Here is a 26,349-nt window from a genome sequence, read left to right as displayed (position 1 = left end):
AGAGCCAGTGCCGGGCCCCTCGGTCGTCCGGCGGGCGAGGTGGCGCCCCTGCCGCAGTCGGAGCGGCGCCGGGTGCGCACCACGAACGCGGTACGCGGCACCGGACTCGGCGGACGCGTGTCGGTGCGGGCCGGCGCCGGCGCGGGGCGGCCGAGGTGGATCCGGCACGACTAGCGGTGTGCCGGCGCCGCGGTCGAGTCGACACGCTCGCGCCACCGACCCCGTCGTGTTCCGTCGGCGTCACCGACGCGAGCGCACGGTCACCGATGTCACGGATTCGTGAGCACTCCGTCACACTCCACGTACAGGCGTTCTCCGGGGAGACCGTCGCGTCGTTCACACGGAACACCTGATGGGTGATCGCCGGCGCCGCGCCCGGCCCTCCGGACGGCCGGCCCGGCCGCCGCCGCGGTGCGCGCGGGGAGGTGCGACACGTGATCGACCGCCGACTCTGGTCCTACCAGGACATCGCCGCGCACATCCGGGTCAGGCCGGACACCGTGCGCTCGTACCGCAAGCACGGACTGTTGCCTCCTCCGGACCACGTCGAGTCGGGGAAGCCGTACTGGTACGCCGACACCATCCGGGCATGGGTCGCCTCGCGCCCGGGGAACCGCCGGAGACGGGATTGAGGCGATGCCCCGGGGCCGCCCCGGAGGGCGAAGCGCCCACGTGCGGTCGGCCCCTTGAGCTCCTCCTTACCCCCTAGGGGTATCATGGGTCGCGACCCGCCCGGGTCTCGCCCCTTCACACGCGAGGAGATCTCTTGACCACCCAGACCGACACCTCGGGTTCCGTCACCACCGTCTACCGGGTGAGCGGGATGACCTGCGCCCACTGTGAAGGCGCCGTCTCGGAGGAGATCGCGGGGATCTCGGGCGTCGACTCGGTCCGGGCCGCCGCCTCCTCCGGGGAGGTCACCGTCGTCTCGGCCGCGCCGCTGGACCGGGAGGCCGTTCGGGCGGCCGTCGAGGAGGCGGGGTACGAATTGGTGGACGCCGCCGCCTCGTGAGAGGCGCGGCCGGGAGCGCCTGCCGGCCGCGCGACTGCCGCCGCCCGGGCGGGACACTTTCCCGGCACCCGCGCGTCGAGCGGGCGGAACGCCCCCGATTCGCATAGATGTTCGCCATGTCGGAAGCCGGCATCCCTCTGGAGTCCGGCACGCGCCTCACATAAGCTCTTCACAAGGCTCGCGCACCGTTCTCACGCCGGGCCTCGCTCGCTGTATCCGGTCTCCCCCGTGCCGCGCACGTGTGGCGGGAGAGACGCGGATCACAGTGCGGTGAAGGTAACCATCGAAGGGCTTCGACGGTCTAGTTTGGCGATGTCGGGAAGCGTCTTGGGGGGCGCGACTCGGCGGCCGAGGGTGTCTTGGGGGACACCTTCGACACGCGTTGCCGGGGCACGTACTCCGGGGGCTTTGAGCGGCCCTCCCGGGTGTGCGCTGTCCCGGCAGACCGCCGTAGGCACGGCAGGAACACGCGAGGCGACAACAGAGAAAGGAAGAGCACAGCGGATTCACCCGCCGTGCTCGCGCAGCGATTCAGGCGCTGCCCTCTCAGGCGCCCGGCCGGATCCCGTGGGGGGAATCCGTACCGGGGCACGGGAAGGCGCCCTGGTCGCCGGCCCGTGGGGGGACCGGCGCCAGGGCGCCTTCTGCTGTCATGGGTGTCGCCGGGGGCAGGCGAGTTCGACTGCCCCGAACACGAGGAAACCCCGGGGCGAACCCGGGGCTTTCGCCGTGCTGCCGCTCAGCGCTCGCCGACGGGCACGAAATCGCGCTCGACGACGCCGGTGTAGATCTGACGGGGCCGGCCGATCCGAGAGCCCGGCTCCTTGATCATCTCGTGCCACTGGGCGATCCAGCCCGGGAGGCGCCCCATGGCGAACAGGACCGTGAACATCTCGGTGGGGAAGCCCATGGCCCGGTAGATCAGACCGGTGTAGAAGTCGACGTTCGGGTAGAGGCTCCGCGAGACGAAGTAGTCGTCGCTGAGGGCGTGCTCCTCCAGCTTCAGGGCGATGTCCAGCAGTTCGTCGGACTTGCCGAGAGCGCCGAGCACATCGTGGGCGGCGGCCTTGATGATCTTGGCTCTGGGGTCGAAGTTCTTGTAGACCCGGTGGCCGAAGCCCATCAGGCGGACGCCGTCCTCCTTGTTCTTCACCTTGCGGATGAAGGTGTCGACGTCGCCGCCCGAGTCGCGAATGCCCTCCAGCATCTCCAACACGGACTGGTTGGCACCGCCGTGCAGCGGGCCCCAGAGCGCGTTGATGCCGGCGGAGATGGAGGCGAACATGTTCGCCTGCGAGGAGCCGACCAGCCGCACCGTGGACGTCGAGCAGTTCTGCTCGTGGTCCGCGTGCAGGATCAACAGCTTGTCGAGGGCCGCGACGACGACCGGGTCCAGCTCGTACTCCTGCGCCGGCACCGAGAAGGTCATCCGCAGGAAGTTCTCGACGTACCCGAGGTCGTTGCGCGGGTAGACGAAGGGGTGGCCGATCGACTTCTTGTAGGCGTACGCGGCGATCGTCGGGAGCTTGGCGAGCAGCCTGATCGTCGAGAGGCCGCGCTGCCGCTCGTCGAACGGGTTGTGACTGTCCTGGTAGAAGGTGGACAGTGCGGAGACGACCGACGACAGCATGGCCATCGGGTGCGCGTCACGCGGGAAGCCCCGGTAGAAGTTCTTGACGTCCTCGTGCAGCAGGGTGTGCTGCGTGACGTCGTTCTGGAAGCCGGTCAGCTGCTCGGCGGTGGGCAGCTCGCCGTCGATCAGCAGGTAGGCGACCTCCAGGAAGGTGGAACGCTCGGCCAGTTGCTCGATGGGATAGCCGCGGTACCGCAGGATGCCCTGCTCGCCGTCCAGGTACGTGATGGCGGACTTGTAGGCGGCGGTGTTGCCGTACCCGCTGTCCAGGGTCACCAGGCCCGTCTGGGCACGGAGCTTCCCGATGTCGAAGCCCTGGTCACCCACGGTGCTGTCGACCACCGGGTAGGTGTACTCGCCGTCGCCGTACCGCAGTACTACAGAGTTGTCGCTCACGTCTTCCCTCACCGACATAGTGCCTCATCTTCGAGGTGCCCTGACTGTCTCTACCATCCCCCACTCGGCTGAGGAGAGTGCACTCGGGGTCGACCATCGAGCCCATTGGCGGCACTCAGTGCCGCCCAACCCGGCCATCCTGCCCGCTTCCCCCCCGACGCGAAAGGGGTCTGTGACCTTCGTGACTCGTTTGATCGATCATTGATCGGTGCCTGGGCGGGTCACCCTCACGGCGTGCCGGCGGAGATCTCCCCGACGTCGGCGCCGCCGCGCGCACCGGCCAGCCGGAAGGCCAGCGCCGTGCAGCGCCTGCCCGCCGACACCGTACGCACCGCCTGCCCGATCGCTCTGCGCGAGCCGACCAGGACCACCAGCCCCTTGGCCCGGGTGACCGCCGTGTACAGGAGGTTGCGCTGAAGCATCATCCAGGCCCCCGTCGTCACCGGGATCACCACCGCCGGGTACTCGCTGCCCTGGGAGCGGTGGATGGTCACGGCGTAGGCATGCGCCAACTCGTCCAGCTCGTCGAAGTCGTAGGGCACCTCCTCGTCCTCGTCCGTCCGGACCGTCAGGCGCTGCTCGACCGGGTCCAGCGAGACGACGACGCCCACGGTGCCGTTGAAGACACCGTTCTCGCCCTTCTCGTAGTTGTTGCGGATCTGGGTGACCTTGTCCCCGACCCGGAAGACCCGCCCGCCGAAGCGCTTCTCGGGGATGTCCGGCCGGCCGGGAGTGATCGCCTGTTGGAGCAGCCCGTTGAGCGTTCCGGCGCCCGCCGGGCCGCGGTGCATGGGCGCCAGGACCTGGACGTCCCGTCGGGGATCGAGCCCGAACTTGGCCGGGACACGGCGGGCCGCCACGTCCACGGTGAGGCGCCCGGTCTCCTCGGTGTCGTCCTCGACGAAGAGGAAGAAGTCCTTCATGCCCTCGGTCACGGGGGGTCGGCCCGCGTTGATCCGGTGCGCGTTGGTGACCACACCGGACTGCTGGGCCTGCCGGAACACCCGCGTGAGTCGGACGGCGGGAATCGGCCCGGCCTCGGCCAACAGGTCGCGCAGCACCTCCCCCGCGCCGACGCTGGGCAGCTGGTCCACGTCGCCGACGAAGAGCAGGTGGGCGCCGGGCGGCACCGCCTTGGCCAGCTTGTTGGCGAGCAACAGGTCCAGCATGGACGCCTCGTCCACCACCACGAGGTCGGCCTCCAAGGGCCGGTCCCGGTCGTAGGCGGCGTCGCCGCCGGGCCTGAGCTCCAACAGCCGGTGGACGGTGGACGCCTCCGCGCCGGTCAGCTCGGCCAGCCGCTTGGCCGCACGGCCCGTCGGCGCGGCGAGGACGACCTTGGCCCGCTTGGCACGGGCCAACTCCACGATCGAGCGGACGGTGAAGGACTTGCCACAGCCCGGACCACCGGTCAGGACCGCCACCTTCTCGCTCAGCGCGAGTCGGACCGCCGCCTCCTGCTCGGGCGCCAGCTCCACCCCCGTGCGCCCCTTGAGCCACCCCATCGCGCGCTCCCAGTCGACGTCCCGGAAGGCCGGCATCCGATCCTCCTCCGCGCGCAACAGCCTCAGCAACTGGCCGGACAGGGACAGCTCCGCACGGTGGAAGGGGACGAGGTACACGGCGGTGACGGGTTCCCCACCGTCCGGGCCGGGCACCCGCTCGCGCACGACACCCGGCTCCTCGTCCTCCTCCCCCGGCCGGGCCAGTTCGGCGAGGCACTCGATGACGAGGCCGGTGTCGACCTGGAGCAGCTTGACGGCGTCGGCGATCAGGCGCTCCTCAGGGAGGAAACAGTTCCCCTGGTCGGTGGCCTGCGACAGGGCGTACTGGAGACCGGCCTTGACCCGTTCCGGACTGTCGTGCGGGATGCCGACGGACCGGGCGATGCGGTCGGCGGTGAGGAAACCGATGCCCCACACGTCGGCCGCGAGCCGGTAGGGGCGGTTCTTCACGACGGAGATCGAGGCGTCCCCGTATTTCTTGTAGATCCGCACGGCGACGGAGGTCGACACCTCCACGGACTGGAGGAAGAGCATGACCTCCTTGATCGCCTTCTGCTCCTCCCAGGCGTCGGAGATCTTCCGCGTCCGCTTGGGCCCGAGACCGGGGACCTCGATCAGCCGCTTCGGCTCCTCCTCGATGATCGCGAGCGTGTCGAGCCCGAAGTGCCGGGTGATCCGGTCGGCGAAGACCGGGCCGATCCCCTTCACCAGCCCGGAGCCGAGATACCGACGGATGCCCTGCACGGTCGCGGGCAGCACGGTCGTGTAGTTGTCCACCTGGAACTGCTTGCCGTACTGCGGATGCGACCCCCAACGCCCCTCCATCCGCAGGGACTCTCCGACCTGCGCGCCGAGCAGGGCACCGACCACGGTGAGCAGATCGCCGGCACCCCGGCCGGTGTCGACACGGGCGACGGTGTAGCCGTTCTCCTCGTTGGCGTAGGTGACGCGCTCCAGGACACCCTCCAACACGGCCCGAGGCCGCTCACCGGGCTCCGACGGGGACTGATGGGGCATGAACCGACGGTACCCCCGACGGGCGACGGCCGGGGGCCGGACCTGGGGAAGCCCGCGCCGGGAAGCTCTCCGCTTGCCGCGACCGGTCGGGGCGGGGGGTCAGTGGGTGTGCGGGTGGAGCATGTCGTGCTCCCGTTCGTAGTGAGCCAGGGCCAAGCCCAGGCCGAAGAAGGTGGGCGCCCACTCGCCGATGAAGATGCCCCATCTGTCGGCCCGGGCGGTGTCGGCCGACTCGGCCTTCCTGGATCCGATCCAGGAGAGGACGGAGAGGCCGATCGAGGCGAACCCCGCGGCGTAGGCGTGCTCGGCCGTCAGGCCCTTCTCGTGCAACATCTTGACGATCATGGCGCTCCTGTCCACGAGGGCGGACGGTACCCGACCACCGTGGCACCCCGGCACCGGCCCCGCAATCGCGAACCGCGACGGCCGCGGACGGCGACGCCCGCGGCATCGGATCAGGCGGCGAGGCCGCCCGCCCTCGCGGCACTCGGCGAGGCGCTCCGGGCGTTCGTCCGGCGTCTCCCGCATCGCCTCGCGCGCCCGTCCGGGTGAGCGCCCGTTGGCCCACCCGGGTGGTGGCACACTCCTGTCGAAACTCCCTGAGCTGCGGAATCTCCCCGGCCGTAGGGCCACCGCCGAGCCATCGGGCAAGCCGGACCCGGGCGGGGTCCGAATGACCCATGCCAGGCCCGAAACGGGCGAACAGGTCAGAGGAAGAGAGTCTCCGTGATGCGTGGATTTCTACGCGGCGTCGTGATCGCCGCGGCACTCGTCCCCTTCGGTGCCGCGTCGGTGGGAATCGCCTGCGCGGACAGCTACGACTGGCACAGCGCCTCCGCGGGCCCCGACGGGGCCGCCTCCAGTCACGTCATGAGCGGTACCACGGCCGACGGGGGTGCCTACTTCGTCCAGCGCGACAGCATGGCCGGCCCGGACGGCGCGATGAGCACGGGCGTCCAGAGCGTCGCCACGGGCGGCACGGGCACCTCCCCGAGCACCGGACTCGGTGGCGGGTTCCTCGGGCTGGGCGGGTTGCTCGGCTGAGAGAGGAAGCGGCTTCGTCGGACGAGCGCCGGTGGGCGGCGGTCGCCACCCGATGGGTGGGGACCGCCGCCCACCGGCGTTCTCGCCGGACCTGCGGAGAACCCCTCCCCGGCCGGCGGCGCCCGCCCTCGCGCGCCGAAGGCGGCCCCGGTCCCGCCGAACGGCGAGACGTCCCCGGCGTGGCCCTCGTGCCGCGAGGGCCACGCCGGGTACCCGGTCGCCCGACCGGCACTCTCGCTAGTTCGGCATCAGGACCGTGTCGATGATGTGGACGGTCGCGTTGGCCGTGGTCACACTTCCGCAGACCACGGTCGCGGTGTCGTTGACCGTGTAGGACTCGCCCGAGCCCGCCGTGGTGACCATGCCCTTCTGCAGGGTCTCGAAGGAACCGCTCTCCAACTGCCGAGGAGTCAGGCGCTCGCCGACGACGTGGTAGGTGAGGATGTCCGTCAGCGCCTCCTCGTCGTTGAGGACCTTCTCCAGGTCGGCCGCCGGGATCTTCTCGAAGGCGTCGTTCGTGGGAGCGAAGACGGTGATGTCCTCGGCGTTGTTGAGAGTGTCCACCAAGCCCGCTTTCTCGACCGCCGTGACCAGCGTGGACAGGGCGGGGTTGTTCGACGCGGCGGTGGCGACGGGGTCCTGGGCCATGCCGTCGAAGGACCCGGCACCGTCCTGCGGCACCGAAGCGCACGCCGGGCCGAAGGGGCCCTCGCCCGCAGCGGCGCTCCTGGCGGGCGACGACTCCCGCTCGGCCGATGCCGAACCCGCCTTGTCCGCGGCCGATTCGGACCCGTCCTCGCTGCCGCAGGCGGCCAGCGCGAGCGGCAGGAGGGCGGCCGTGGCCAGGGCGACGGCGTGGCGGCGAACGCGGGGGCTGTTCATGTTCTTCTCCTTGGCTGATCGACACGCCGGCAGGCGTGCCTCGGACTCGGTTCGGGTGGGCCCGAACCGCTCGGATGTCGCACGGATCCGACGGGTCGTCGGCATCCGGTCGGTCGCACCCGCCCCGGTCGGTCGTGGGCGACGTCGTGCGTGTCGCGGCCGGGGCGGGAGGCGTGTCGGGGAGCGCTAGTCGACGGTGACGATCACGGAGTGCCATCCGCTCGCACCGTCCGGGACCGTGGGGGCACGCCGGCGTGTCTGTCTCTCCCCTGTGCCGTCGGTGGCGCGGACGGTCAGGGTGTGGTTCCCGGGGGTGGCGGCCCAGGGGAACGACCACTGCCGCCAGGTGTCCCGCGTGTGCTCCTCGGCGAGGTCGACCGTCCTCCAGGGGCCGTCGTCGACGCGGAGTTCGACACGCTCGACTCCCCGGCGCTGGGCCCAGGCGACTCCGGCGACCATCACGGTCCCGGACCGGGGGCGAGCGAAGGGCTTGGGGGTGTCGATGCGCGACTGGGTCTTGACGGGGGCTCGGCGAGCCCATCCGCGTTTCACCCAGTACGGGTCGTAGTCGGCGAAGGTGGTCAGTTCGAGATCGGTGACCCACTTGCACGCGGACACGTAGCCGTACAGCCCCGGGACCACCATGCGGGCGGGAAAGCCGTGTGCGAACGGGAGCGGTTCGCCGTTCATGCCGACGGCGAGCAGGGCGTCACGGCCGTCCATGACGTCCTCCAGGGGGGTGCCCAGCGTCATCCCGTCGACGGACCGGGACACCAGCTGATCCGCGGGCCCGCCTCGGGAAGGCGGGGCCACGCCCGCCTCGCGCAGCAGGTCGGCCAGGCGGACGCCGATCCATCGCGCGTTGCCGACGTAGGGGCCGCCGATCTCGTTGGACACGCAGGTCAACGTGATGTCCCGTTCGACCAGTTCACGGTCGAGGAGGTCGGCGAACGACAGCCGCAGCGGGCGTCGCACGCCCGTTCCGCGCAGACGCAACCGCCAGGTGCCGGCGTCCACCCTCGGGACGACCAGAGCGGTGTCCACACGGTAGAAGTCGCGGGTCGGGGTGAGGAAGGGCTTCGTGCCGGGGACGCGCCGCTCGACGCCCTCGGCGACCGGTTTCGCGGGCGAACCCGCCGCCGGCAGCTCCAGCGCGGCCCGTGACGCCAGCGCGTCTCCCGCGCGGGCCTCGCCGAGGGACCTGGCCAGGACCGAGGCCCCGACCGACGCGGCGGCGGCGACGGTCGCGGAGGCCACGAAGCCCCTCCGGTCCCAGTGCGCCTCGCTCCCGCTCCCCGGCGACACCGGGGTTCCTCGCGGCCCGTCCAGCCGGCCGATCAGGTGGAGGAGGAGCCAGGTCCCGACGGCCCCTCCGACGAGCGAGGGAACGGCCTCCGCGACCGACCGCGAGTCCGGGCGGGTCAGCGCGGCGATCATGCCGAGGGCGGCGAGGAGCAGCGCGCCGGCGGGGGCCGCCCATCGACGCCGCAGGCCCAACGCCCCCCAGCAGAAGGCGCACAGCGCCAGGACGAGCAGCATCCCGACGAGGAGCACCGCCTTGTCGTCGGTGCCGAACCGCCGGATCGCCCAGGTCTTCACCGCGGTCGGCGTAGCGTCGATCACGGCGCCCCCGACCGCCGCGAGTGGGCCGGACCCGGGGTGGAGAACCACGGCCGTCGTCTCGGCCGCGACCAGCGCCGCGCCCCCCGACACCAGGCCGGCGAGCCCGGCGAGGGACACCCGCTTCACGGTTGCTCGACAGACCGTCACACATCCCACCCACCACAGAGACACCGCGCGGCGCTCGGGGCCGCGATCACCCCTACTTCGGGCGCCGAGGGCACCTGGAGTGCCGCACCTGACGCACTTCACCCATAGGTGTGAAGAAGCCGCCAAGGCGTACGCACCGACCGCACAGCCGCGCGACGCTGGACCGGCCGAGAGCCCGGCGGTTCGCCGCCACGAGACCGGCCGGGGACCGGTCCGTTCGGGCTCGGGGCGAATCGACCCGAGCCGATTCGGACCAATCCGGGGCGCCCGCCGCCGCGAATCAAGCGGTGAGCACCGCCGTGACCGATCGACACCGAGGAGCCTCATGCCCGTGCCGCCGGCAGCGCAGTCCCGGACGGGCGGCCGGGAGGACGCCTCGTTGGAGACCGTCCTCGCCCGGGTCGCCCGTGGCGACCAAGCCGCCTTCGGAATCCTGTACGACGCGGTCTGCGGCCCGGTCTTCGGCGTCGTGCGGAGTGTGGTCCGCGACCACGCGCAGTCGGAGGAGGTCGTCCAGGAGGTGATGGTGCAGATCTGGCAGAAGGCGGCGCGGTTCCGGGCCGACAGGGGCGGCGCGATGAGCTGGGTGCTCACCCTCGCCCATCGCCGCGCCGTCGACCGGGTCCGTTCCGAACAGGCCGGAGCCGACCGCGACCGGAGAGCGGCCCGACTCGACCACACGCCCGACTACGACCACGTCACGGAGCAGGTGGAGGCCCGGCTCGAACACCAACAGACCCGCCGGTGCCTGCGGACGCTCACCCGACTCCAGCGAGAGGCCGTCACCCTGGCCTACTACCGGGGGCTGACCTGTCGCGAGGTCGCCGTACTCCTCGAAACTCCCGTCGGAACGGTGAAGACACGCCTTCGTGACGGGCTCATCCGACTCCGCGACTGCATGGGGGTGGAGGCTTGAACCGGCACGGCGACCGCGTCGAACCGCACATCGGCACGGGCGCGTACGCCCTGCACGCGCTCCCTGAGGACGAGCGCGCCGAGATGGAACGCCACCTCGCCGCGTGCGCGACCTGCGACAGGGAGACACGTGAACTACAGGCCACCGCCGCGCGGCTGGCCCTGGCCACGACGACGCGCCCCGCTCCCGAGGTCAAGGAGCGCACCATGGAACGCGTCCGGCACGTGCGGCAGGATCCACCCCGGGCGACCCGCCACAAGGGCCCGCACCCACTTCGCCGCCTGGCGCCCCTCGGGCTGGCAGCCGCCGTCGTCCTCGGCACGGTGAGCGGTGCCGCCCTGTGGCAACACCGGCAGTGGCGAGGAGACGCCCTCCGAGTCGAACGGGCGGAGGCGAGGGCGGCCGATCTCGCCGAGGTGCTCGCCGCTCCCGACGCCGCGATCGGGACGCGTCGGACGGACGACGGGGTCGCGGGCTCGGTCGTCGTCTCCCGGGAGCGCGACCGAGCGGTGTTCGTCTCCGCGGCCCTCCCGCCGTTGGGGGAGGGGGAGGTCTACCAGCTCTGGTTCGCCGACCCCGACGCGATGCGCCCCGCCGGGATCATGACAGACGACGAGCGCGACGGGGCCGTTCTCCTGCGGGGCCCGATCCGTGCGGCGGCCGGTGTGGGGCTCACCGTCGAGCCGGCGGGCGGCTCCGCCGCACCTACCACCGAGCCGATCCTGACCCTGGCCTTTCCCACCTGACACCCGTCGTCCTCCGACGCGAGGGCCCTGGGGACGCCCTCGGGGGTCCCGCCGGGTCCTGGCCGGTCCCGGTCACCCGCGGCATCACGGTCGAACGAGGTTGCCCTTCCGGCGCCGCGGCGACCGCCGTGGCCGAGTGTCGTCGTCGTCCGCCGTCGGTCCGGAGCGGGTCGCCCGCCCGTGAACGGGGTGAAAGCCGAGGGTCGACCTCCGGGCGCCTTCGGGTCACGGTTGCGTTTCGGCCACCGCGCACCCCCTTGCCATCCACCCGTGTAATCGATTCCAATCCCCCGTGTAATCGATTCCACGAGGAGGTGGGTCGGGCTTGTCGAGCATCGGTATCAAGGATGTCGCGTCCCGCGCCGGGGTGTCCGTCGCGACCGTGTCGCGGGTTCTGAACGGACACCCGTCGGTCAGCGCCGCGGCACGCGGGCGGGTGTCGGCCGCCGTCGAGGCGCTCGGGTACCGGCCGAACGCCGTCGCCAGATCCCTGCGCACCGACCAGACCCGAACCCTGGGTCTGATCATCGGCGACGTGATGAACCCGTACTTCACCGAACTGGCCCGCTCCGTCGAGGCGGAGGCCCGCGCCCTCGGCTACAGCGTCGTGATCGGCAACGCCGACGAGCGCCCCGACCTCCAGGACCACCACGTCACGACTCTGTTGGACCGGCGGATAGACGGCCTGTTGGTCTCCCCCACCGACGGCGGCTCCCCGCGGATGTCGGACGCCGTGCGAAACGGGACACCGATGGTGTTCGTGGACCGGTGGCTCCCCGGCGTGGACGTGCCGGTCGTCCGCGCGGACGGCCGGGCCGCCGTCCGCGATCTCGTGGCCCACCTGTGCCGGCTGGGACACCGACGCCTGGCCATCATCGCCGGGCCGGCGGCGACCACCACCGGGCGCGAACGGGTCGACGCCTTCCGGGAGGCCCTCGCCGAGCACGGCCTCGCCCTGCCCGACCACCACGTCGGACAAGGCGACTTCCAGGCGGAGAGCGGCCGGAGGGTGACGGAGGGGTTCCTCGACCTCCCCGATCCCCCGGACGCGGTCTTCGCCGCGGACAACCTGATGGCGCTGGGCGCACTGGACGCCGTGCGGGCACGGGGCCTGCGGGTGCCCGAGGACCTGGCGCTCGTCGCCTTCGACGACATCCCGTGGTTCACCCACACCGATCCGCCGGTCACGGCCGTGGCGCAACCGACCGCCGACCTGGGACGAGCGGCGGTGCGGGCGCTGGTGGAACGCATCGAGGGGCGGCCGGGCCGGTCCGTCACCCTCTCCGCCCGGCTGGTCGTCCGCCGCTCGTGCGGGCAACCGCCGCCCGCGCCGGACGCGGGCCCACTCTCCCCGAACCTCTCCCCCGCACGAAGGAGCACGCCGTGAGCGATCCGGACGAACTGCTGCGCGTCGAGGGCGTGCGCAAGACCTTTCCCGGCGTGGTGGCGCTGGACGGCGTGGACTTCGCGGTGCGCCGGGGCGAGGTGCACGTCCTGCTCGGCGAGAACGGCGCCGGCAAGAGCACGCTGATCAAGACGCTCTCCGGCGCCCACTCCCCCGACGCCGGCCGGATCCTGGTCGACGGCGAGGAAGTGCGCGTCAGCGGCGCGCAGGACTCCGAGCGGCTGGGCATCGCCACCATCTACCAGGAGTTCAACCTGGTTCCGGAGCTGACCGTCGCGGAGAACGTCTTCCTCGGCCGACAGCCGCGACGGTTCGGCATGATCGACCGCCGGAGGATGGACGCGGAGGCCGAGATCCTGCTCCGGCGGGTCGGCCTGACCGTGCCGCCCGGGACCCGGGTGCGGGAACTCGGTGTCGCCCAACTCCAGATGGTGGAGATCGCCAAGGCACTGAGCCTTGACGCCCGTGTCCTGATCATGGACGAGCCGACCGCCGTGCTCACCTCCGACGAGGTCGACCGGCTCTTCGCCATCGTCCGTCGGCTGCGGGCCGACGGCGTGGGGATCGTCTTCATCACCCACCACCTGGAGGAGATCGCCGCGCTCGGAGACCGGGTCACCGTCATCCGCGACGGTCGGAGCGTCGGCCACGTGCCCGCCTCGACACCCGAGGAGGAACTGGTCCGACTCATGGTCGGTCGGTCGATCGAGCAGCAGTACCCCCGCCGGCCCACGCCTCGGGGCGAACCCCTGCTCACCGTCGAGGGACTGACCCGGGACGGCGTCTTCCACGACGTCGGGTTCGAGGTGCGGGCCGGCGAGGTCGTCGGGGTCGCGGGGCTCGTCGGCTCCGGGCGCACCGAGGTGGTCCGGGCGGTCTTCGGCGCCGACCCGTACGACGGGGGCAGCGTCACCGTCGGCGGGGTCGGGGTGCGGCGGCACGACGTGGGCGCGGCGATGGCGGCGGGCATGGGGCTCGTGCCGGAGGACCGCAAGGGACAGGGGCTCGTGCTCGACGCGTCCGTCGGGGAGAACCTCGGCCTGGTGACGCTGCGCTCGGCGACGCGTGCGGGCCTGGTCGACCACAAGGGCCAGCGGGCCGCCGCGGACCGGGTCGCCGGGCGACTCGGGATCCGCATGGCCGGTCTGGACCAGCCTGCGCGGACGCTCTCGGGCGGCAACCAGCAGAAGGTCGTCATCGGCAAGTGGCTGCTGGCGGACGCCCGGGTGTTGATCCTCGACGAGCCGACTCGCGGCATCGACGTCGGCGCGAAGGTCGAGATCTACCAACTGATCAACGAGTTGACGGCCGCCGGTGCCGCCGTCCTGATGATCTCCAGCGATCTGCCCGAAGTGCTCGGCATGAGCGATCGGGTGCTGGTGATGGCACAGGGCCGCGTCGCGGGCGAACTCCCCGCCGAGGAGGCCACCCAGGACGCCGTCATGGCGCTCGCACTCGGCAACCACACCAGCAACGGAACGGAGGCCCTCGGTGGCCGCTGACACCCTCACGAGCAAGCCGGGCGGAGGCGGCGGCGCCACCGGCGGTCTGCGTCGCCTGCTGCTCGACAACGGCGCGTTGACCGCGCTGATCGTCCTCGTCGTCGCCATGTCGGCGCTGTCCGGGGACTTCCTGACCGCCGACAACCTGCTGAACGTCGGTGTGCAGGCGGCCGTGACGGCCATCCTCGCCTTCGGCGTCACCTTCGTGATCGTCTCGGCGGGGATCGATCTGTCCGTCGGCTCGGTGGCGGCCCTGTCGGCCACCGTCCTGGCGTGGAGCGCCACGGAGGCGGGCATACCGGTGCCGGTCGCCGTGGTGTTGGCGGTGGCGACCGGCATCGGCTGTGGTCTGGTCAACGGCTTCCTCATCTCCTACGGGAAGCTTCCGCCCTTCATCGCCACGCTGGCCATGCTGTCGGTGGCCCGAGGGTTGTCCCTGGTCGTGTCGCAGGGATCGCCCATCGGGATGCCGGACTCGGTGTCCCACCTGGGTGACACGCTCGGCGGGTGGCTGCCGGTGCCGGTGCTGGTGATGGTGGTGATGGGGCTCCTGACGGCGTTCGTGCTGGGACGCACCTACATCGGCCGGTCCCTGTACGCGATCGGCGGCAACGAGGAGGCCGCGCGGTTGTCGGGCCTCCGGGTGCGGCGGCAGAAGCTCGCGGTCTACGCCTTCTCCGGGCTCTTCGCGGCGGTCGCGGGCGTGGTGCTCGCGGCCCGCCTGTCCTCGGCGCAGCCGCAGGCGGCGCAGGGGTACGAACTGGACGCCATCGCGGCGGTGGTCATCGGTGGCGCGTCGCTCGCCGGGGGCACCGGCAGGGCGTCGGGGACCCTGGTCGGCGCGTTGATCCTGGCGGTGCTCCGCAACGGCCTGAACCTGCTGTCGGTGTCCGCGTTCTGGCAGCAGGTCGTCATCGGTGTGGTCATCGCCCTGGCGGTCCTGCTGGACACCGTGCGACGCAAGGCCGGGGCCGGCGGGTCGGCCTCGGGCGCGGCGGGGGCCTCGGGCGGGGGCGGCCGGCGCATGGTCACCTACGTGCTCGCCGGGGTGGTCGCGGTGGCGGTGGTCGGAGCGACCTCGCTGCTGCACGGTGGTTCCTCGGAGGCGAAGCCGCGGCGTGTCGGGTTGTCCTTGTCCACCCTCAACAACCCCTTCTTCGTGCAGATCCGCGCCGGGGCGGAGGAACGCGCGCGCGAACTCGGGGTCGAGTTGACCGTGACGGACGCGCAGAACGACGCCTCCCGGCAGGCCGACCAGTTGCAGAACTTCACTGCGGGGGGCCTGTCCGCCGTGGTCGTCAACCCGGTGGACTCGGACGCCGCCGGGCCGTCCGTCCAGGCCGCCGTGCGGGCCGAGATCCCGGTCATCGCCGTCGACCGGGGGGTCAACGGGGCCGAGCCGACCGCGTTGGTCGCCTCCGACAACGTGGCCGGCGGTGCCGAGGGCGCCCGTGTGCTGGCCGAGAGGCTCGGCGGCACCGGCAAGATCGTCGTCCTTCAGGGGCAGCCGGGCACCTCCGCGAGCAGGGAGCGCGGTGCCGGCTTCACCGAGGGTCTGGAGGAGTACCCGGGGATCGAGGTCGTGGCCTCCCAGCCCGCGGACTTCGATCGGGCCAAGGGGCTGGACGTGATGACCAATCTGCTCCAGGCGCACCCGGACGTCGACGGCGTGTTCGCCGAGAACGACGAGATGGCTCTGGGCGCGGTCAAGGCGCTGGGCTCCAAGGCCGGTTCCTCGGTCCAGGTGGTCGGGTTCGACGGCACCCCGGACGGCCTGGAGGCCGTCGAGGAGGGCACCTTGTACGCGTCGGTGGCGCAACAGCCGAAGGAGCTGGGCAGGATGGCCGTGGAGAACGCGCTGCGGGCCGCGGAGGGTCGTCAGACGGAGGAGACGGTGATGGTGCCGGTGAAGGTGGTCACGCGCGACAACGTGGCCGGGTTCGACGGCTGATCCCACCCCCGGGGTGCCGGAGGCCGGGGAAGGCCGCCGGCACCCCGACCGACGACTCGGGGCCGGCCCGGGGTCGGCGTCGGGCTCGTCGCCGGGGCGGCGAAGGCGGGAGGACCGCGCACCGCCCCGGGCGGAGGCGGATTCGGAGCGAGACGGGAAGCGGGAAGACAATCCATGTACGCGTACGACCTGTTGGTCGTGGGGTCGGCCAACGCCGATCTGGTGGTTGGCGTCGAGCGGCGACCGGCCGCCGGGGAGACGGTCCTCGGCTCCGATCTGGTCGTCCACCCGGGCGGCAAGGGGGCCAACCAGGCGGTGGCCGCCGCCCGTCTCGGGGCCCGGACGGCCCTGCTGGCACGGGTCGGCGACGACGACCACGGCGGGATGCTGCTGGACTCCCTGCGGTCCGCGGGGGTCGACACGGAGGGGGTCCTGGTCGGCGGGGCCCCGACCGGCGTGGCCCTGATCACCGTCGACCCGTCCGGGGACAACAGCATCGTGGTGTCCCCCGGCGCCAACGCGCGGCTCACCCCGGGTGACGTGCGGGAGGCGTCCCGGCTCCTGGGCACCTCGCGGGTGGTCTCGGCGCAGTCGGAGATCCCGCCGGAGACGGTCCTGGAGGTGGTGCGGAAGCTGCCACCCGGGGGCAGGTTCGTCCTCAACCCGTCTCCTCCCCACCCGCTGCCCCGCGAGGTGTCGGCCGCCTGCGACCCGCTCATCGTCAACGAACACGAGGCGAGGGTCCTCCTGGGCGACGCCCGGGCGGGGGAGGGCCCCGAAGCGTGGGCCCGGGGGCTGCTCGGGACCGGCGCCCGCTCGGTGGTGGTGACTCTGGGCGCCGAGGGCGCGCTGGTCGCGACGCCCGACGGCGTGACACGGATCCCTCCGGTGAGGGTGGCCGCCGTGGACACCACCGGCGCCGGCGACGCCTTCACCGCGGCCCTGGCCTGGCGCCTGAGCGCGGGGGCCCGCCTGGAGGAGGCCGCCGCGTACGCGGCGCGTGTCGGGGCGTGGGCGGTGACCCGGGCGGGAGCGCAGGCGTCGTACCCGAGCGCCCGGGAGATCGAGGCGGGTTGACGGGCGTGGCGACGGCGTCCGGTGCGTGCGATCGCGAGGCGGGGGACGGCCCCCATGCGGGCGGTGTCGGTGCGATCGCCACAACGCGGCCGGTGTCGCTTGCCGGACGGCGCCGGGCGGGCGGGGCTCTCGCGACACGCACCGCTCTCGGGGCGGGTGGACGGGGAGGGGTCGGGCGATCGACGGTGCTCCGAGACCGGCACCGATGAGTTTCCCGGGCGGCGGCCGTCTACCCCTGGCGACCACCCTCGCCACACGAATGGAGTACGCGCCATGCGCCTCGTGATCACCGAATTCATCAGCCTGGACGGCGTCGTGCAGGCCCCGGGAGGCGCCGAGGAGGACACCGACGGCGGTTTCGCGCACGGCGGTTGGACACACCCGTTCTTCGACGCCGACGTCGTCGGCGGCGCCTTCGACGACGCGGTCGAGCCGGCCGAGGCGCTTCTCCTCGGCCGCCGGACCTGGCAGACCATGTCCCAGGCCTGGCCCGAGCGCGCCGGCGACCCCTTCGCCGACCGGATCAACGCGATGCCCAAGTACGTGGTCTCGGATTCGCTCACCGGCGAGGAACTCCCCTGGAACACCACCCGGGTTCCCGGGTCGGAAGCGCTCGCCCTGGTCCGAGGGCTGCGGGAGGCCGGCGGCGAGGGCACCCTGCTCGTCATGGGCAGCCCGACCCTGGCCCGCACCCTGCTCGGCGAGGGCCTCGTCGACGAGGTGCGGCTGATGCGGATGCCGGTGATCCTGGGCGGCGGCAAGTCCCTCTTCCCGGTGGACGGGGGCATGCGCGCCTTCGAGCTGGTGTCCACCGAGTCGGCGCCCACCGGAGCCCAGGTGTGCGTCTACCGGGCCGCCCGCGCCGAGAGCTGACCCGGGGCTCCCTTTCGAGGAGATGCCCCCTGCCCCCGGCTCGACACGAGCCCCGGGCCGGGGGCACGGCCGCTCAGGCCGGTGAGGGAACCGTGGTCAACACCCGCGTCAAAGCGCTGTCGGGCCGCCTGGCGAGTTCGTCCCAGGTCCCCTGCTCCACGACCCGACCGGCCTCCAGCACGGCGACGCGGTCGGCCCGGCGGATGGTGGCCGGTCGATGGGCGATCACCACGGTGGCGCGGCCCTCCCCACGAAGCGCGGCGGCCACCTGGGCGTCTGAGGTGTTGTCCAGATGGGCGGTGGACTCGTCGAGCACGAGGACCCTCGGCCGGACCAACAGGGCGCGGGCGAGGGCCACGCGGGCCCGTTGTCCTCCGGACAGCGTGGCACCGCGCTCGCCGACCGGGGCGTCCATCGGCGCGACCCGGTCCACACCGCACAGCCTCGCCGTCGCCGCGAGCAGCTCGTCGCCCGCCTCCGGCGCGCCGAGCCGCAGGTTCTCGGCGAGCGTGCCGTGGAAGAGCGGGGCTTCCTGTCCCACCAGCGCCACGGCCCGACGCAGCTCGGCGTCGTCCACGTCGCGCACGTCCACGGGATCGCCGTCGGCGGGCAGGAGCAGGACGGCGCCGGCGGACGGGTCCCAGAAGCGGGCCATCAGGTGGGCGCAGGTCGACTTGCCCGCCCCCGAGACGCCGACCAGGGCGAGGGTCTCGCCCGCGGCGACGGTCAGATCGACGCCGTTCAGCACGGGTTCGCCGCCGTAGTCGAACGTCACCCCGCTCAGCCGCAGACCGAGCGGGCCGGGAGGCAGCGGCCGGGGCACGGTGGGCGGCGGGGCCATCGCGGGAGCCTCGACGGCGGTCCGAACGCGGGCGGCGGCGGCACGCAGGGAGACGGCCTGGCCGAAGGACCGGGCCGACTCCGCGACGAGGCCGAGGACGGACAGGGCCAGAGCCATCGCCGCCGGCGCCCAGGCGCCGTGCGAACGTCCGGCGGCGACGGACTGGGCCGCCGCCACGACCACGCCGAGGATCGCGAGCACGATGAGGACGTCCCGGACCCCGGCGGCGACCGACTCCCGGACCGCCTCAGCCCGCTGCGCCGCTCCCACCTGTCGGCCCCGCTCGGCGAGCGACCGGCGCCGGTCGGCCAGTCGGCCGAAGGCGAGCAACTCGCGCAGTCCGTCGACGGCCTCGACGGTGTCGGCCGACAACCGCGCGGTGGCCGCCCGCGTGCGGGCACCGCGCTCCGCCCGGGCCCGCGCTTCGGCGAAGGGGGCCGCGGCGAGCAGCGCGGCGACGGCCGCCACCACCGCCGTCAGCCAGGGCCCCACCCCCGTCAGCACCGCCGAGGACCCGCCGAACACCACGACGGTGGCCAGGATTTGTGCGGTGGTGTGGGCGTAGAAGAACTCCAGGGCCTCGACGTCGGCCATGGCGGTGGCCGCCAGGTCGCCGCTGCGGCGCCCGGCGACCCGGGCCGGCGCCCCTCGGGCCAGCCCGTCGAAGATCCGCACTCGCAGGGTGGCAAGGACCCGGTAGGCCAGGTCGTGGGAGAGGTCCATCTCGCGCCAGGTCGTCAGGACACGGACGACCACGAGGGCGACGAGCGCCACCACCGGGCCGGCCGAGGGGGCGCGCCCCTCGATGACGGCCGTTCCCACGATGTGCGCGGCGAGCGTCACCAGGGCGACGAGGGAGCCCTGTTCGAGGACGGCCGCGGCACAGGTGCGCGCCATCATGGCGCGGTGACCGGCGAGGGCGGGCAACAGGGCCCGCAGCGCCCCGCCAGGGGGAACGGCGCCCCCGGAGACGTCCTGGGCGCCAGAGGCCGCGGTGGTCGTGGTGGTCGTGGTGTCGACGGAGCCGCTCACGCCGCGACTCCCCGGGCGGGTCCCCGACCGGCCTCGACCAGTCGCGCGTAGACGCCTCCGGCCTCGACAAGGTCGGCGTGCCCGCCCTCGGCGTCCACGCGTCCACCGTCGAGGACGACGATGTGGTCCGCTCCCCGGACGGCCGCCAGGCGGTGGGCGACCACCAGGACGGTCCGGCCGGCCGCCGCTCGGGCCAGTTCGCCGACGATGTCCGCCTCGCGGCGTTCGTCGACGGAGCTGGTGGCCTCGTCGAGGACGAGCACGGAGGCGTCCGCCAGCAGGGCCCTCGCGAGGGCGAGTCGCTGCCGTTGGCCGCCGGAGAGGGTGGAGCCGCGTTCGCCGACGACGGTGGCGTAGCCGTCGGGCAGCGCGGCGATCTCGTCGTGGATCCCGGCGGTCCGGGCGGCGTGGGTCAGGTCTTCGTCCGTGGCGTCGGGGCGGGCCATGCGCAGGTTGTCGGCGATGGTGGCGTGGAAGAGGTAGGTCTCCTGCGAGACCACCGCGATGCCCTCTCGCAGGGAGCCCGGCGCGTGGTCGGTGGTGGGGTGGCCGTCGAGGGCGATGTGCCCCTCCCGTGGGTCGTGGTGGCGCAGGAGCAGGTGGACGAGCGTCGACTTGCCCGCGCCGGAGGGGCCCACGATCGCGGTCGTGTGTCCGGCGCGAGCGGTGAAGGAGACCCCGCGCAGGACAGGCGTGGTCGCGCCGGCGTAGGCGAAGGTGACGTTCTCGAAGCGCAGTTCGGGCGGCGCGGCCCAGCCGCCGGGTATCCGTCCCGTGTCGTCGACGGCGGGTTCGGCGGTGCGCAGCGCCGCGATTCCCTCGGCGGCGGACACGCCCAGGTATCCGGCGTGCCACTCGCGCGCGAGGTCGCGCACCGGTCGGAAACACTCCGAGGCGCCCAGCAGCAACAGGTAGGTGCCGGTGGCGGTGGTGGACCCGCCGACGGCCGACCAGCTCGCGAGGAGAGCGGCGGCCACGGTGCCGCCCTGGACGGCGAGGTCCGTGATGCCGGTGTCGACGAGGGACACCCTCAGCTTCGCGACCGTCGCCCTGTGCAGCGCCGCCGACCGTTCCTCCAGCCGCCGTCGGGTTCGACCGACGGCCCCGGCGGCCCGCAGGGTGGGCATCCCCTGGAGGGCCTCCAGGTAGTCGGCACCCAGCTCCTCGTAGGTGTCCCAGTGTTCCCTTCCGCGCCGGGCCAGGAGACGGTCCCAGGCGCGGGGGCCCGCGAGGGCCAGCGCGATGGCGGGCACCAGGCAGAGCAGGGCGAGGGGTTCGACGGCGGCCAGCCCCGCGAGCACCAGCGGCGGCACGGTGAGAGTGATCAGGAGCTGCGGGAGGTAGCGGGAGACGTAGGCGTCGACACCCTCGACACCGTCGACGAGAGTCGTCCGGACCGCGCCGGCGCGGGCGGCGGCCTGGCCGGGCGAGTGGGCGGCGGAGGCGGCGTGGGCGGGGCCGAGGCGGCCGAGGTGGGCGAGGAGTTCGTCACGGAGGGCGACCCTGACCAGGGCTCCCGCACGGGTGGCGGTGCCGCGTTGCCAGGCGGTGAGCGCGGCGCGGGCGGCCACGACGACGAGCACCCCGACCAGTGGCGCCGCGAGCCCGGAGGTCTCGCCGCGGGCCAGGGCGGCCAGGGCCAAGGCGAGGAGCGCCGCCTGCGCCAGGTGGGTCAGGGTGACAACGCCCTGGAGGACGGTGGCCGCGAGCAGGAGGCGCCGCGCGGGGCGGGCCGCCCGGCGCAGCTCAGGATGGACGATCACGTGATGCTCTCCTCGTGGGCGTGTCGGGTGCCGAGGGCCAGTCCGTGGACGATCCGGTCCCGGCCCGGCGCGGCACCCAGGGCGGCGCCCAGGTCCGCCCCCTGCCAGGAGCCGACGGGCCGTGCCGCCGCCCCGTGGCGTCGGGCGGCGACATGGGCCTGGTGGACGGCGAACCCCGCCCGCAGGTGGGCGCGGCGGATGTGCGGCGCGTCCGCGTCGTCGGGGCAGCCGTGGGCGAGGAGGACGGCGCCCGCGTCCCTCAGCCACGCCTGCCCGGCCGCCCAGACGGCCAGGGTGGGACGGGCCTCGCCGGTGGCGCGCCGGCGCGGGGCCCCTCCGTCGGCGGCGGGTTCGAGCAGTCCCGGCCGGTCCCCGCCCACGGCGACACACCAGCGCAGCGTGGAGCCGCCGGCCTCCGCGGCGGTGGCGAGGATCTCCCGCAGCGCCTCGGGGGGCGGGCTCCCGAGCAGCGGCGGCGGGGCGCTGCGGCGCCCCAGCAGTTCCCGGGGCGTGGGGCGCGAGCGCGGTGCGCCGTCCCGCGGGCCCGAGTCTTCCGGCGGCGGGACGCGCACGACGGCGAGCGGACGCTCGGCGCCGGTGTCCAGGTCTACCTCGGGCTCGCCCGCGCCCGTCGCCCGCGCCGCGAGCAGCAGCGCCGCCGCGGCGTGCCCGGTGTCCAACAGCAGGAGCGGCCAGGCTCGGTGGCCGTAGTGGGAGACGGTACGCCGCGCGGTGACGGTGAGTTCGACCCGCACGCCCCGCGAGGTGGGGTCCGGGCACCGACCGAGCCGGTGGGCACGGTGGCGCAGGGGGTCGTAGGCGTAGCGACCGGCCGGGAGGGAGCAATCGGCGCCCACGAGGAGTTCGGCGTCCACCGGGTGCAGCGCCCCGGCGGAGGGGGTGGGACGCAGCCGTCCCGACGCGTCCGACGCGGCGAGCGAGAGGCGCAGCAACGTGCCCAGGTCGAGGCCCGCGCCCGCGCCCGGCGCAAGAGAGCGCGGGGGCCCCGGCAGTCTCCGGCCCGGGGGCCCCGCCGATGTGGCGGGGCCGGGGACCTCCGGGGAGCGGGCGCGGGCCAGTGCGGCGACGAGGTCGACGGAGGCGTCCTCGTCGCCGCACTCGTCGCGGCGGGAGGCCCGCGCGGTGGTCTCCTCGTCGTCGGCGCGCCGGTGGTCCGCGCGAGAGTCGTCCACGGCCGGCCTCACATGTGCGGCGGAGGCGCCAGGGTGAAGTCCTCCGGCGCGCTCGGCGCGGTCGTGCGCCATCCGCGTTCGACGGCGGCCTCGGCCAGACGCGGGCATCCGAAGTACCCGAAGGCCGCAGGGGCGTTGGGGAGGAGTCCGGAGACCAGGACCCGGGCCACCCGCAGGGGCGTCTCGGCCACGTCCTCGGTGGTGAGGTCGAACGTCATGATCCGGTGGCCGCGTTCGTGGAGGGCGCCCGTCACGCGCTCTCGGTGGCCGGGGGCGACGTCTTGGACGGAGACGGTGCCGAGAGCGGGATCCGTGAACCGGCGCGCCTCGGGCGCCATCCGTTCGTCCAACCACACCTGCACGTGGGCCCCGAGATCCCGTACGTGTGCGAACCGTTCCCCGCACGCGTCGAGGTAGCGGCCGTCCGGGCGGTGGTCCAGGTAGAGGCCCCGGGCGAGCAAACCGGCCTCGACGGCCTGGAAGACCCAGCCGTCCGAGTCCGTCAGACCCTGGGTGAACACCCAGGTGTGGACGGCTTCGAGGACCGCCTTGCGGGCGGCCTCGGCCGGGTCGTACTTGCAGGCGAACCCGGCGGCGTACACACCGAGACGGGGGTCGTGGACGAGCGCGGCCATGCAGGGGGCGAACTCCGAGGGCATCTCGACGATGTGCACGTCGAGCGCGGACCCGGCCAGGTCGTCGGTGAGGCCGGGAACGGTGGCCGGGTCGATGCCGCGCGCCGGTCCGTCCAGGTGCCACCACAGTTCCAGGGCGTCGCGTTCCACGACCTCCGACAGGCCCCGCTCCACGGCGTCGTCCAGGCCCTGGCCGGTGGCGATGCCCGCGTAGTTGAGGTGATGGGTGCGGGGCAGCCCACGTAGCTCGCCCTGGCGCCAGTTGAGGTGGGTGAGGGCGACCGGCGCCCAGACCTCCTCCGTCGTCGCGTCGGGCAGGAGTTCGGTGCCGCGGGTCCACAGGGCCGGGGTGTCGGGCAGGAGCGGGCGGTAGGGGAACTTCTCGCGCGCGTACTGCCAGGGCGCGTAGGCGGGCAGTTCGCCCGGGCCGTAGAGCCGCAGGCCCTTCGCCGCCAGTTCGGCCGCGGTGGCCCGCACAGGGGCGTCGGGGTGGCCGGGCGGCGGCACGCGGTTGCCGCAGTAGCGCTCCACGCCCTCGGCTATCGCCGCCGTCCGGGCTTGCCCCGGGTCGCCGAAGGTGGTGCCGAGGGAGACGCGGTCGGCGGGCCACAGTCCGAGTCTGCGGGCGTCGGACATCTCGGCGGTGAGCGCGGTGTAGCGGGCGGGCGCGCCCGGAGGGGTGGCGACGGGCCCCACCTCGCGGACGACGCCGCAGACGGGATCGACCAGTGCTTCCAGGGGCAGCGCCGTCATCGCGGGATCTCCTCGGCGGGGTGGGTGGGAAGGGGGCGGGAGGCGAGCGCGGCGAGGCCGAGCCTCACGCTGTCGGTGTCGACCCGACGCCGGGAGGCGACCGGACGCGTCGCGGTCATGGGGTCCTCCCCGGTGTGGGGATTGCGGGCGTGGGCGGGGAAGTGGTGCCCGGCGATCTCCAGGCGCAGTCGCGTGCCGGGCGCTAGCCGGCGCGCCGGCTCGCCGAGGTCGATGGTGAATTCGGCCTCCCGTCCTCTCGGGGCCGTCCGGCGGACGGATCCGACGGCGAGGCGCTCGGCGGTGCCGTCCGGGGCGAGGGCGACGAGCCGAGCGAACCAGTCCGCGCACGGGGTGTCGGCGGTGGCCCGCAGTCTCACGCGCGCGGAGCCGACCACGTCCAGCGGGCGTGGCAGCGGCGAGGTGACCAGCACGCAGCGGTCGGGAGGTCCGTCGGTGGGCACGGCCAGGTCGTCGGACCGGGCGGGGCGATCCGGGTCGGCGGTGAAGTCGGGGCCTCGCGCCGACCGTGTGCGGTACGACCGGGGTGCGCCGGCGGTGTCGGCGGGCAGCCACAGGTCGGCGCCGCCCAGGGCGAGAGCGCCGCGACGACCGGGCGCGAGTTCGCCGGCGAGGGCGCGGCGCGCCCAGCGCACGTACAGGTCGCCGAGGTCGACCCGGTGGGCGGGTCGCGCGTCGGCGCCGGGTTCGGCGATCAGACCGTGGCCCCAGGGGCCCATCAGCAGTCTCGCGGAAGGGCCGCCCCAGGCGCGCCACAGCGCGCGTGTGTCCTCGGTGAAGTGGTCGTGGTGGCCGCCCACCGCGAGCAGCGGTACGCGGGCCCGTGTCGCTCGCGCGAGCAGTTCGCCCCGGTCGTGGCGGCGCCAGAGGTCGGCCCAGGAGGGCATGCGTCGACCCAGGCGGTCGGGGATGTCGATCGGCGGCAGGTGGGCGAGGAGGTCGGGGTCGGCGGCGAGGGCGCTGTCCAGAGCGGCCTCGTCGCAGTCGGACCGGTCTCCGTGGGCGGCCCACCATCCGACGCGGGACAGCAATCGTTCGACGCCGGAGGGTTCGCGTGCCGTCTCGGCCGCTCCCAGGGCCGGCACCGCCGCGAGGACGGCGTCGGGGCGCTCCTCGCGGGTATCGGCGAGGGCGAGGACGAGGGCGCAGTGGGCGGCGTAGGAGGCGCCGGCCGCCAGGACCCGGCCGTCGCTCCAGGGCTGTCGTCGTATCCAGCGGACGGTAGCGACTCCGTCGGCGGCCTCGTCTTGGTACGGACGCCACCGCCCGGGCGACGCGAAGCGGCCCCGGACGTCCTGGGTGACGGCGGCGAACCCTCGGCGGGCCCAGCCGCGCGCCTCGGCCCGGTGGCGTTCGCGGTCGTAGGGGGTGCGGACCAGGACGGCCGGGAAGGGCCCGTCCCCGTCGGGCCGGTGGAGTTCGGTGGCCAGCCCGTCGACGACCGTCGTGCGGGGCGTCATCCGCCCTGCTTCGGCGGGGCGGCGACGGGGGGCACCGGCAGGACGGGGTGTTCGGTGACGGTCAGGGTGTCCAGGTCCACGCGGCGCAGGCGACGTCGGGCGGGAAGGCCGGTGCGGCGGGGGGTGTCGGTGGCCCACCGGTGGAGGTCGTCCGCCAGGAGCGCGGCGAGCAGGGCCGCGGCGGGCGCCGTGATCCGGACGGGCGCGCCGGTGGTCCGGGGGCCGCTCCAGTAGGCGGCGAGTTCGCGGTGGGCGGCGGTGGCGGCGAGTCGACGGCCGCGGACGTGGGCGGAGGTGACGTCCCGGGGGCCGACGGCCAGGGGTTCGGCGTACGCCTGCCGGCCCTCGCGGTGGCATCGCAGCCAGGCGATGCCGCGCTCGGGGAGCCGGTCGGCGGCGTCCCACAGGCCGTCGGGCACGGGGCCGTCGAGGCACCAGACGACGGCGGCGGGCGCCGCCCGGGTCAGGTCGCCGATCAGCTCGGTCGCCGCGGTCGTTGAGGTGGCGGGCCCGGCGAGGCGGGGCCGGGCCCCCAGCGCGGTCAGTTGCGCGGCGAGGGGGTCGATCAGCGTGGCGTCCCCGACCAGTCGGACGTCGCCGCGGGCCTCGGGCCACTCCGGGGGCTCTGGCGCGTCCGCCAGGTACCCGGCGTTCTCGAACGCCGCGAGCACGCGGTCCGTCTCCTCGTCCGTCCGGCTCGTCGGCAGGCCCGCGAGGCGGTCCAGCAGGGCCGGCTCGCCGCCCTCCGGCGTCCACACGCGCAGGAAATCGCCTTCCGGGGTGCGAAGGGCGACGCCCCGCCCGGGGACGGCGACGACCTCGGCACCGGGCACGAGTCGGCTTCGGGACACGGAGAACCTCCTGGAATCTGGTCCTGGGATGGGTGTGGGCCCACCCGAAGGCGACGGGCGGGCCCACGATCGAG

Annotated in this window: 21 protein-coding genes; 10 read left to right on the top strand and 11 right to left on the bottom strand. The window is 73.8% G+C overall.

The window, feature by feature from the left end; all coding sequences use genetic code 11:
- The first annotated feature begins 434 nt into the window (after positions 1-434).
- Together JEK78_RS15120 and JEK78_RS15115 are read left to right on the top strand one after the other, a co-directional pair.
- Entirely contained in the window at positions 435-632 is a 198-nt protein-coding gene (locus JEK78_RS15120) for a MerR family transcriptional regulator (protein ID WP_200259412.1), read from the top strand.
- A 134-nt stretch (positions 633-766) separates the two neighbouring features.
- Positions 767-1,012 (top strand): heavy-metal-associated domain-containing protein, encoded by a 246-nt coding sequence (locus JEK78_RS15115; RefSeq protein ID WP_200259409.1) that lies wholly within the window; start codon positions 767-769, stop codon positions 1,010-1,012.
- Positions 1,013-1,751: 739 nt separating this feature from the next.
- Here the strand turns inward: JEK78_RS15115 and JEK78_RS15110 are convergent.
- From JEK78_RS15110 to JEK78_RS15100, 3 genes are all read right to left on the bottom strand, one after another.
- Positions 1,752-3,041 carry a citrate synthase gene (locus JEK78_RS15110; RefSeq protein WP_200259406.1) on the bottom strand — a complete coding sequence of 430 codons (1,290 nt, stop codon included), beginning with the start codon at positions 3,039-3,041 and terminating at the stop codon, positions 1,752-1,754.
- 227 nt (positions 3,042-3,268) lie between these two features.
- Complete coding sequence (locus JEK78_RS15105; RefSeq protein ID WP_200259403.1) at positions 3,269-5,563, bottom strand: ATP-dependent RecD-like DNA helicase; 2,295 nt, start codon at positions 5,561-5,563, stop codon at positions 3,269-3,271.
- Positions 5,564-5,662: 99 nt separating this feature from the next.
- A complete protein-coding gene (locus JEK78_RS15100; RefSeq protein WP_200264189.1) occupies positions 5,663-5,908 on the bottom strand; it encodes a hypothetical protein in 246 nt (81 codons plus the stop codon).
- Positions 5,909-6,292: 384 nt separating this feature from the next.
- Here JEK78_RS15100 and JEK78_RS15095 point away from each other — a divergent pair, with 384 nt between their 5' ends.
- Positions 6,293-6,607: a hypothetical protein gene (locus JEK78_RS15095; protein WP_200259400.1), complete on the top strand. Its 315-nt coding sequence runs from the start codon at positions 6,293-6,295 to the stop codon at positions 6,605-6,607.
- 237 nt (positions 6,608-6,844) lie between these two features.
- On the opposite strand, the gene JEK78_RS15090 is transcribed toward JEK78_RS15095, so the two are convergent.
- A complete protein-coding gene (locus tag JEK78_RS15090) occupies positions 6,845-7,489 on the bottom strand; it encodes a fasciclin domain-containing protein (RefSeq protein WP_200259397.1) in 645 nt (214 codons plus the stop codon).
- A gap of 186 nt (positions 7,490-7,675) precedes the next feature.
- Entirely contained in the window at positions 7,676-9,238 is a 1,563-nt protein-coding gene (locus JEK78_RS15085) for a molybdopterin-dependent oxidoreductase (protein ID WP_242483088.1), read from the bottom strand.
- Between the two features lie 346 nt (positions 9,239-9,584).
- Here JEK78_RS15085 and sigK point away from each other — a divergent pair, with 346 nt between their 5' ends.
- The 7 genes from sigK to JEK78_RS15050 all read left to right on the top strand — a co-directional run bounded on the left by sigK (position 9,585) and on the right by JEK78_RS15050 (position 17,729).
- Positions 9,585-10,175 carry an ECF RNA polymerase sigma factor SigK gene (sigK, locus tag JEK78_RS15080; protein WP_200259391.1) on the top strand — a complete coding sequence of 197 codons (591 nt, stop codon included), beginning with the start codon at positions 9,585-9,587 and terminating at the stop codon, positions 10,173-10,175.
- Positions 10,172-10,921, top strand: a complete 750-nt coding sequence (locus tag JEK78_RS15075; RefSeq protein WP_242483087.1) for an anti-sigma factor — start codon at positions 10,172-10,174, stop codon at positions 10,919-10,921. The genes sigK and JEK78_RS15075 overlap by 4 nt, the downstream gene beginning before the upstream one ends.
- A gap of 334 nt (positions 10,922-11,255) precedes the next feature.
- Positions 11,256-12,308, top strand: coding sequence for a LacI family DNA-binding transcriptional regulator (locus tag JEK78_RS15070; RefSeq protein ID WP_200264187.1), 1,053 nt, complete (start codon positions 11,256-11,258; stop codon positions 12,306-12,308).
- Entirely contained in the window at positions 12,305-13,828 is a 1,524-nt protein-coding gene (locus tag JEK78_RS15065) for a sugar ABC transporter ATP-binding protein (protein WP_200259388.1), read from the top strand. The genes JEK78_RS15070 and JEK78_RS15065 overlap by 4 nt, the downstream gene beginning before the upstream one ends.
- A complete protein-coding gene (locus JEK78_RS15060) occupies positions 13,818-15,779 on the top strand; it encodes a substrate-binding domain-containing protein (RefSeq protein WP_200259385.1) in 1,962 nt (653 codons plus the stop codon). The genes JEK78_RS15065 and JEK78_RS15060 overlap by 11 nt, the downstream gene beginning before the upstream one ends.
- 174 nt (positions 15,780-15,953) lie before the next feature.
- Positions 15,954-16,856 (top strand): ribokinase, encoded by a 903-nt coding sequence (locus JEK78_RS15055; RefSeq protein WP_200259382.1) that lies wholly within the window; start codon positions 15,954-15,956, stop codon positions 16,854-16,856.
- A 273-nt stretch (positions 16,857-17,129) separates the two neighbouring features.
- The gene (locus JEK78_RS15050; protein WP_200259379.1) at positions 17,130-17,729 is read left to right on the top strand and encodes a dihydrofolate reductase family protein; all 600 of its coding nucleotides are present in this window, start codon (positions 17,130-17,132) and stop codon (positions 17,727-17,729) included.
- A 73-nt stretch (positions 17,730-17,802) separates the two neighbouring features.
- Here JEK78_RS15050 and JEK78_RS15045 read toward each other — a convergent pair whose 3' ends face one another.
- From JEK78_RS15045 to JEK78_RS15020, 6 genes are all read right to left on the bottom strand, one after another.
- Entirely contained in the window at positions 17,803-19,509 is a 1,707-nt protein-coding gene (locus JEK78_RS15045; protein WP_242483412.1) for an ABC transporter ATP-binding protein, read from the bottom strand.
- Between the two features lie 89 nt (positions 19,510-19,598).
- Positions 19,599-21,365, bottom strand: coding sequence for an ATP-binding cassette domain-containing protein (locus tag JEK78_RS15040; protein WP_200259376.1), 1,767 nt, complete (start codon positions 21,363-21,365; stop codon positions 19,599-19,601).
- A complete protein-coding gene (locus JEK78_RS15035) occupies positions 21,362-22,558 on the bottom strand; it encodes a SagB/ThcOx family dehydrogenase (RefSeq protein WP_242483086.1) in 1,197 nt (398 codons plus the stop codon). Before JEK78_RS15035 ends, JEK78_RS15040 begins: the two co-directional genes overlap by 4 nt.
- A gap of 8 nt (positions 22,559-22,566) precedes the next feature.
- Positions 22,567-23,946, bottom strand: coding sequence for a YcaO-like family protein (locus JEK78_RS15030; protein ID WP_200259373.1), 1,380 nt, complete (start codon positions 23,944-23,946; stop codon positions 22,567-22,569).
- On the bottom strand, positions 23,943-25,424 hold the full coding sequence (locus tag JEK78_RS15025; RefSeq protein ID WP_200259370.1) for a CocE/NonD family hydrolase: 1,482 nt from the start codon (positions 25,422-25,424) through the stop codon (positions 23,943-23,945). The genes JEK78_RS15030 and JEK78_RS15025 overlap by 4 nt, the downstream gene beginning before the upstream one ends.
- Positions 25,421-26,275, bottom strand: coding sequence for a hypothetical protein (locus JEK78_RS15020; protein ID WP_200259368.1), 855 nt, complete (start codon positions 26,273-26,275; stop codon positions 25,421-25,423). The genes JEK78_RS15025 and JEK78_RS15020 overlap by 4 nt, the downstream gene beginning before the upstream one ends.
- Positions 26,276-26,349 lie beyond the last annotated feature (74 nt).

The sequence above is a fragment of the Streptomyces sp. HSG2 genome (assembly GCF_016598575.1).
In the GTDB taxonomy this organism is placed as follows: Bacteria; Actinomycetota; Actinomycetes; order Streptomycetales; family Streptomycetaceae; genus Streptomyces.
This window is presented reverse-complemented; position numbering and strand designations above follow the sequence as displayed.

What these genes read in the sequence shown, in the direction of transcription:
- JEK78_RS15100 (WP_200264189.1), bottom strand. Translation starts at nt 5,908, where the DNA reads ATGATCGTCAAGATGTTGCACGAGAAGGGCCTGACGGCCGAGCACGCC.
- JEK78_RS15105 (WP_200259403.1), bottom strand. Translation starts at nt 5,563, where the DNA reads ATGCCCCATCAGTCCCCGTCGGAGCCCGGTGAGCGGCCTCGGGCCGTG.
- JEK78_RS15090 (WP_200259397.1), bottom strand. Translation starts at nt 7,489, where the DNA reads ATGAACAGCCCCCGCGTTCGCCGCCACGCCGTCGCCCTGGCCACGGCC.
- JEK78_RS15025 (WP_200259370.1), bottom strand. Translation starts at nt 25,424, where the DNA reads ATGACGCCCCGCACGACGGTCGTCGACGGGCTGGCCACCGAACTCCAC.
- sigK (WP_200259391.1), top strand. Translation starts at nt 9,585, where the DNA reads ATGCCCGTGCCGCCGGCAGCGCAGTCCCGGACGGGCGGCCGGGAGGAC.
- JEK78_RS15095 (WP_200259400.1), top strand. Translation starts at nt 6,293, where the DNA reads ATGCGTGGATTTCTACGCGGCGTCGTGATCGCCGCGGCACTCGTCCCC.
- JEK78_RS15030 (WP_200259373.1), bottom strand. Translation starts at nt 23,946, where the DNA reads ATGACGGCGCTGCCCCTGGAAGCACTGGTCGATCCCGTCTGCGGCGTC.
- JEK78_RS15055 (WP_200259382.1), top strand. Translation starts at nt 15,954, where the DNA reads ATGTACGCGTACGACCTGTTGGTCGTGGGGTCGGCCAACGCCGATCTG.
- JEK78_RS15050 (WP_200259379.1), top strand. Translation starts at nt 17,130, where the DNA reads ATGCGCCTCGTGATCACCGAATTCATCAGCCTGGACGGCGTCGTGCAG.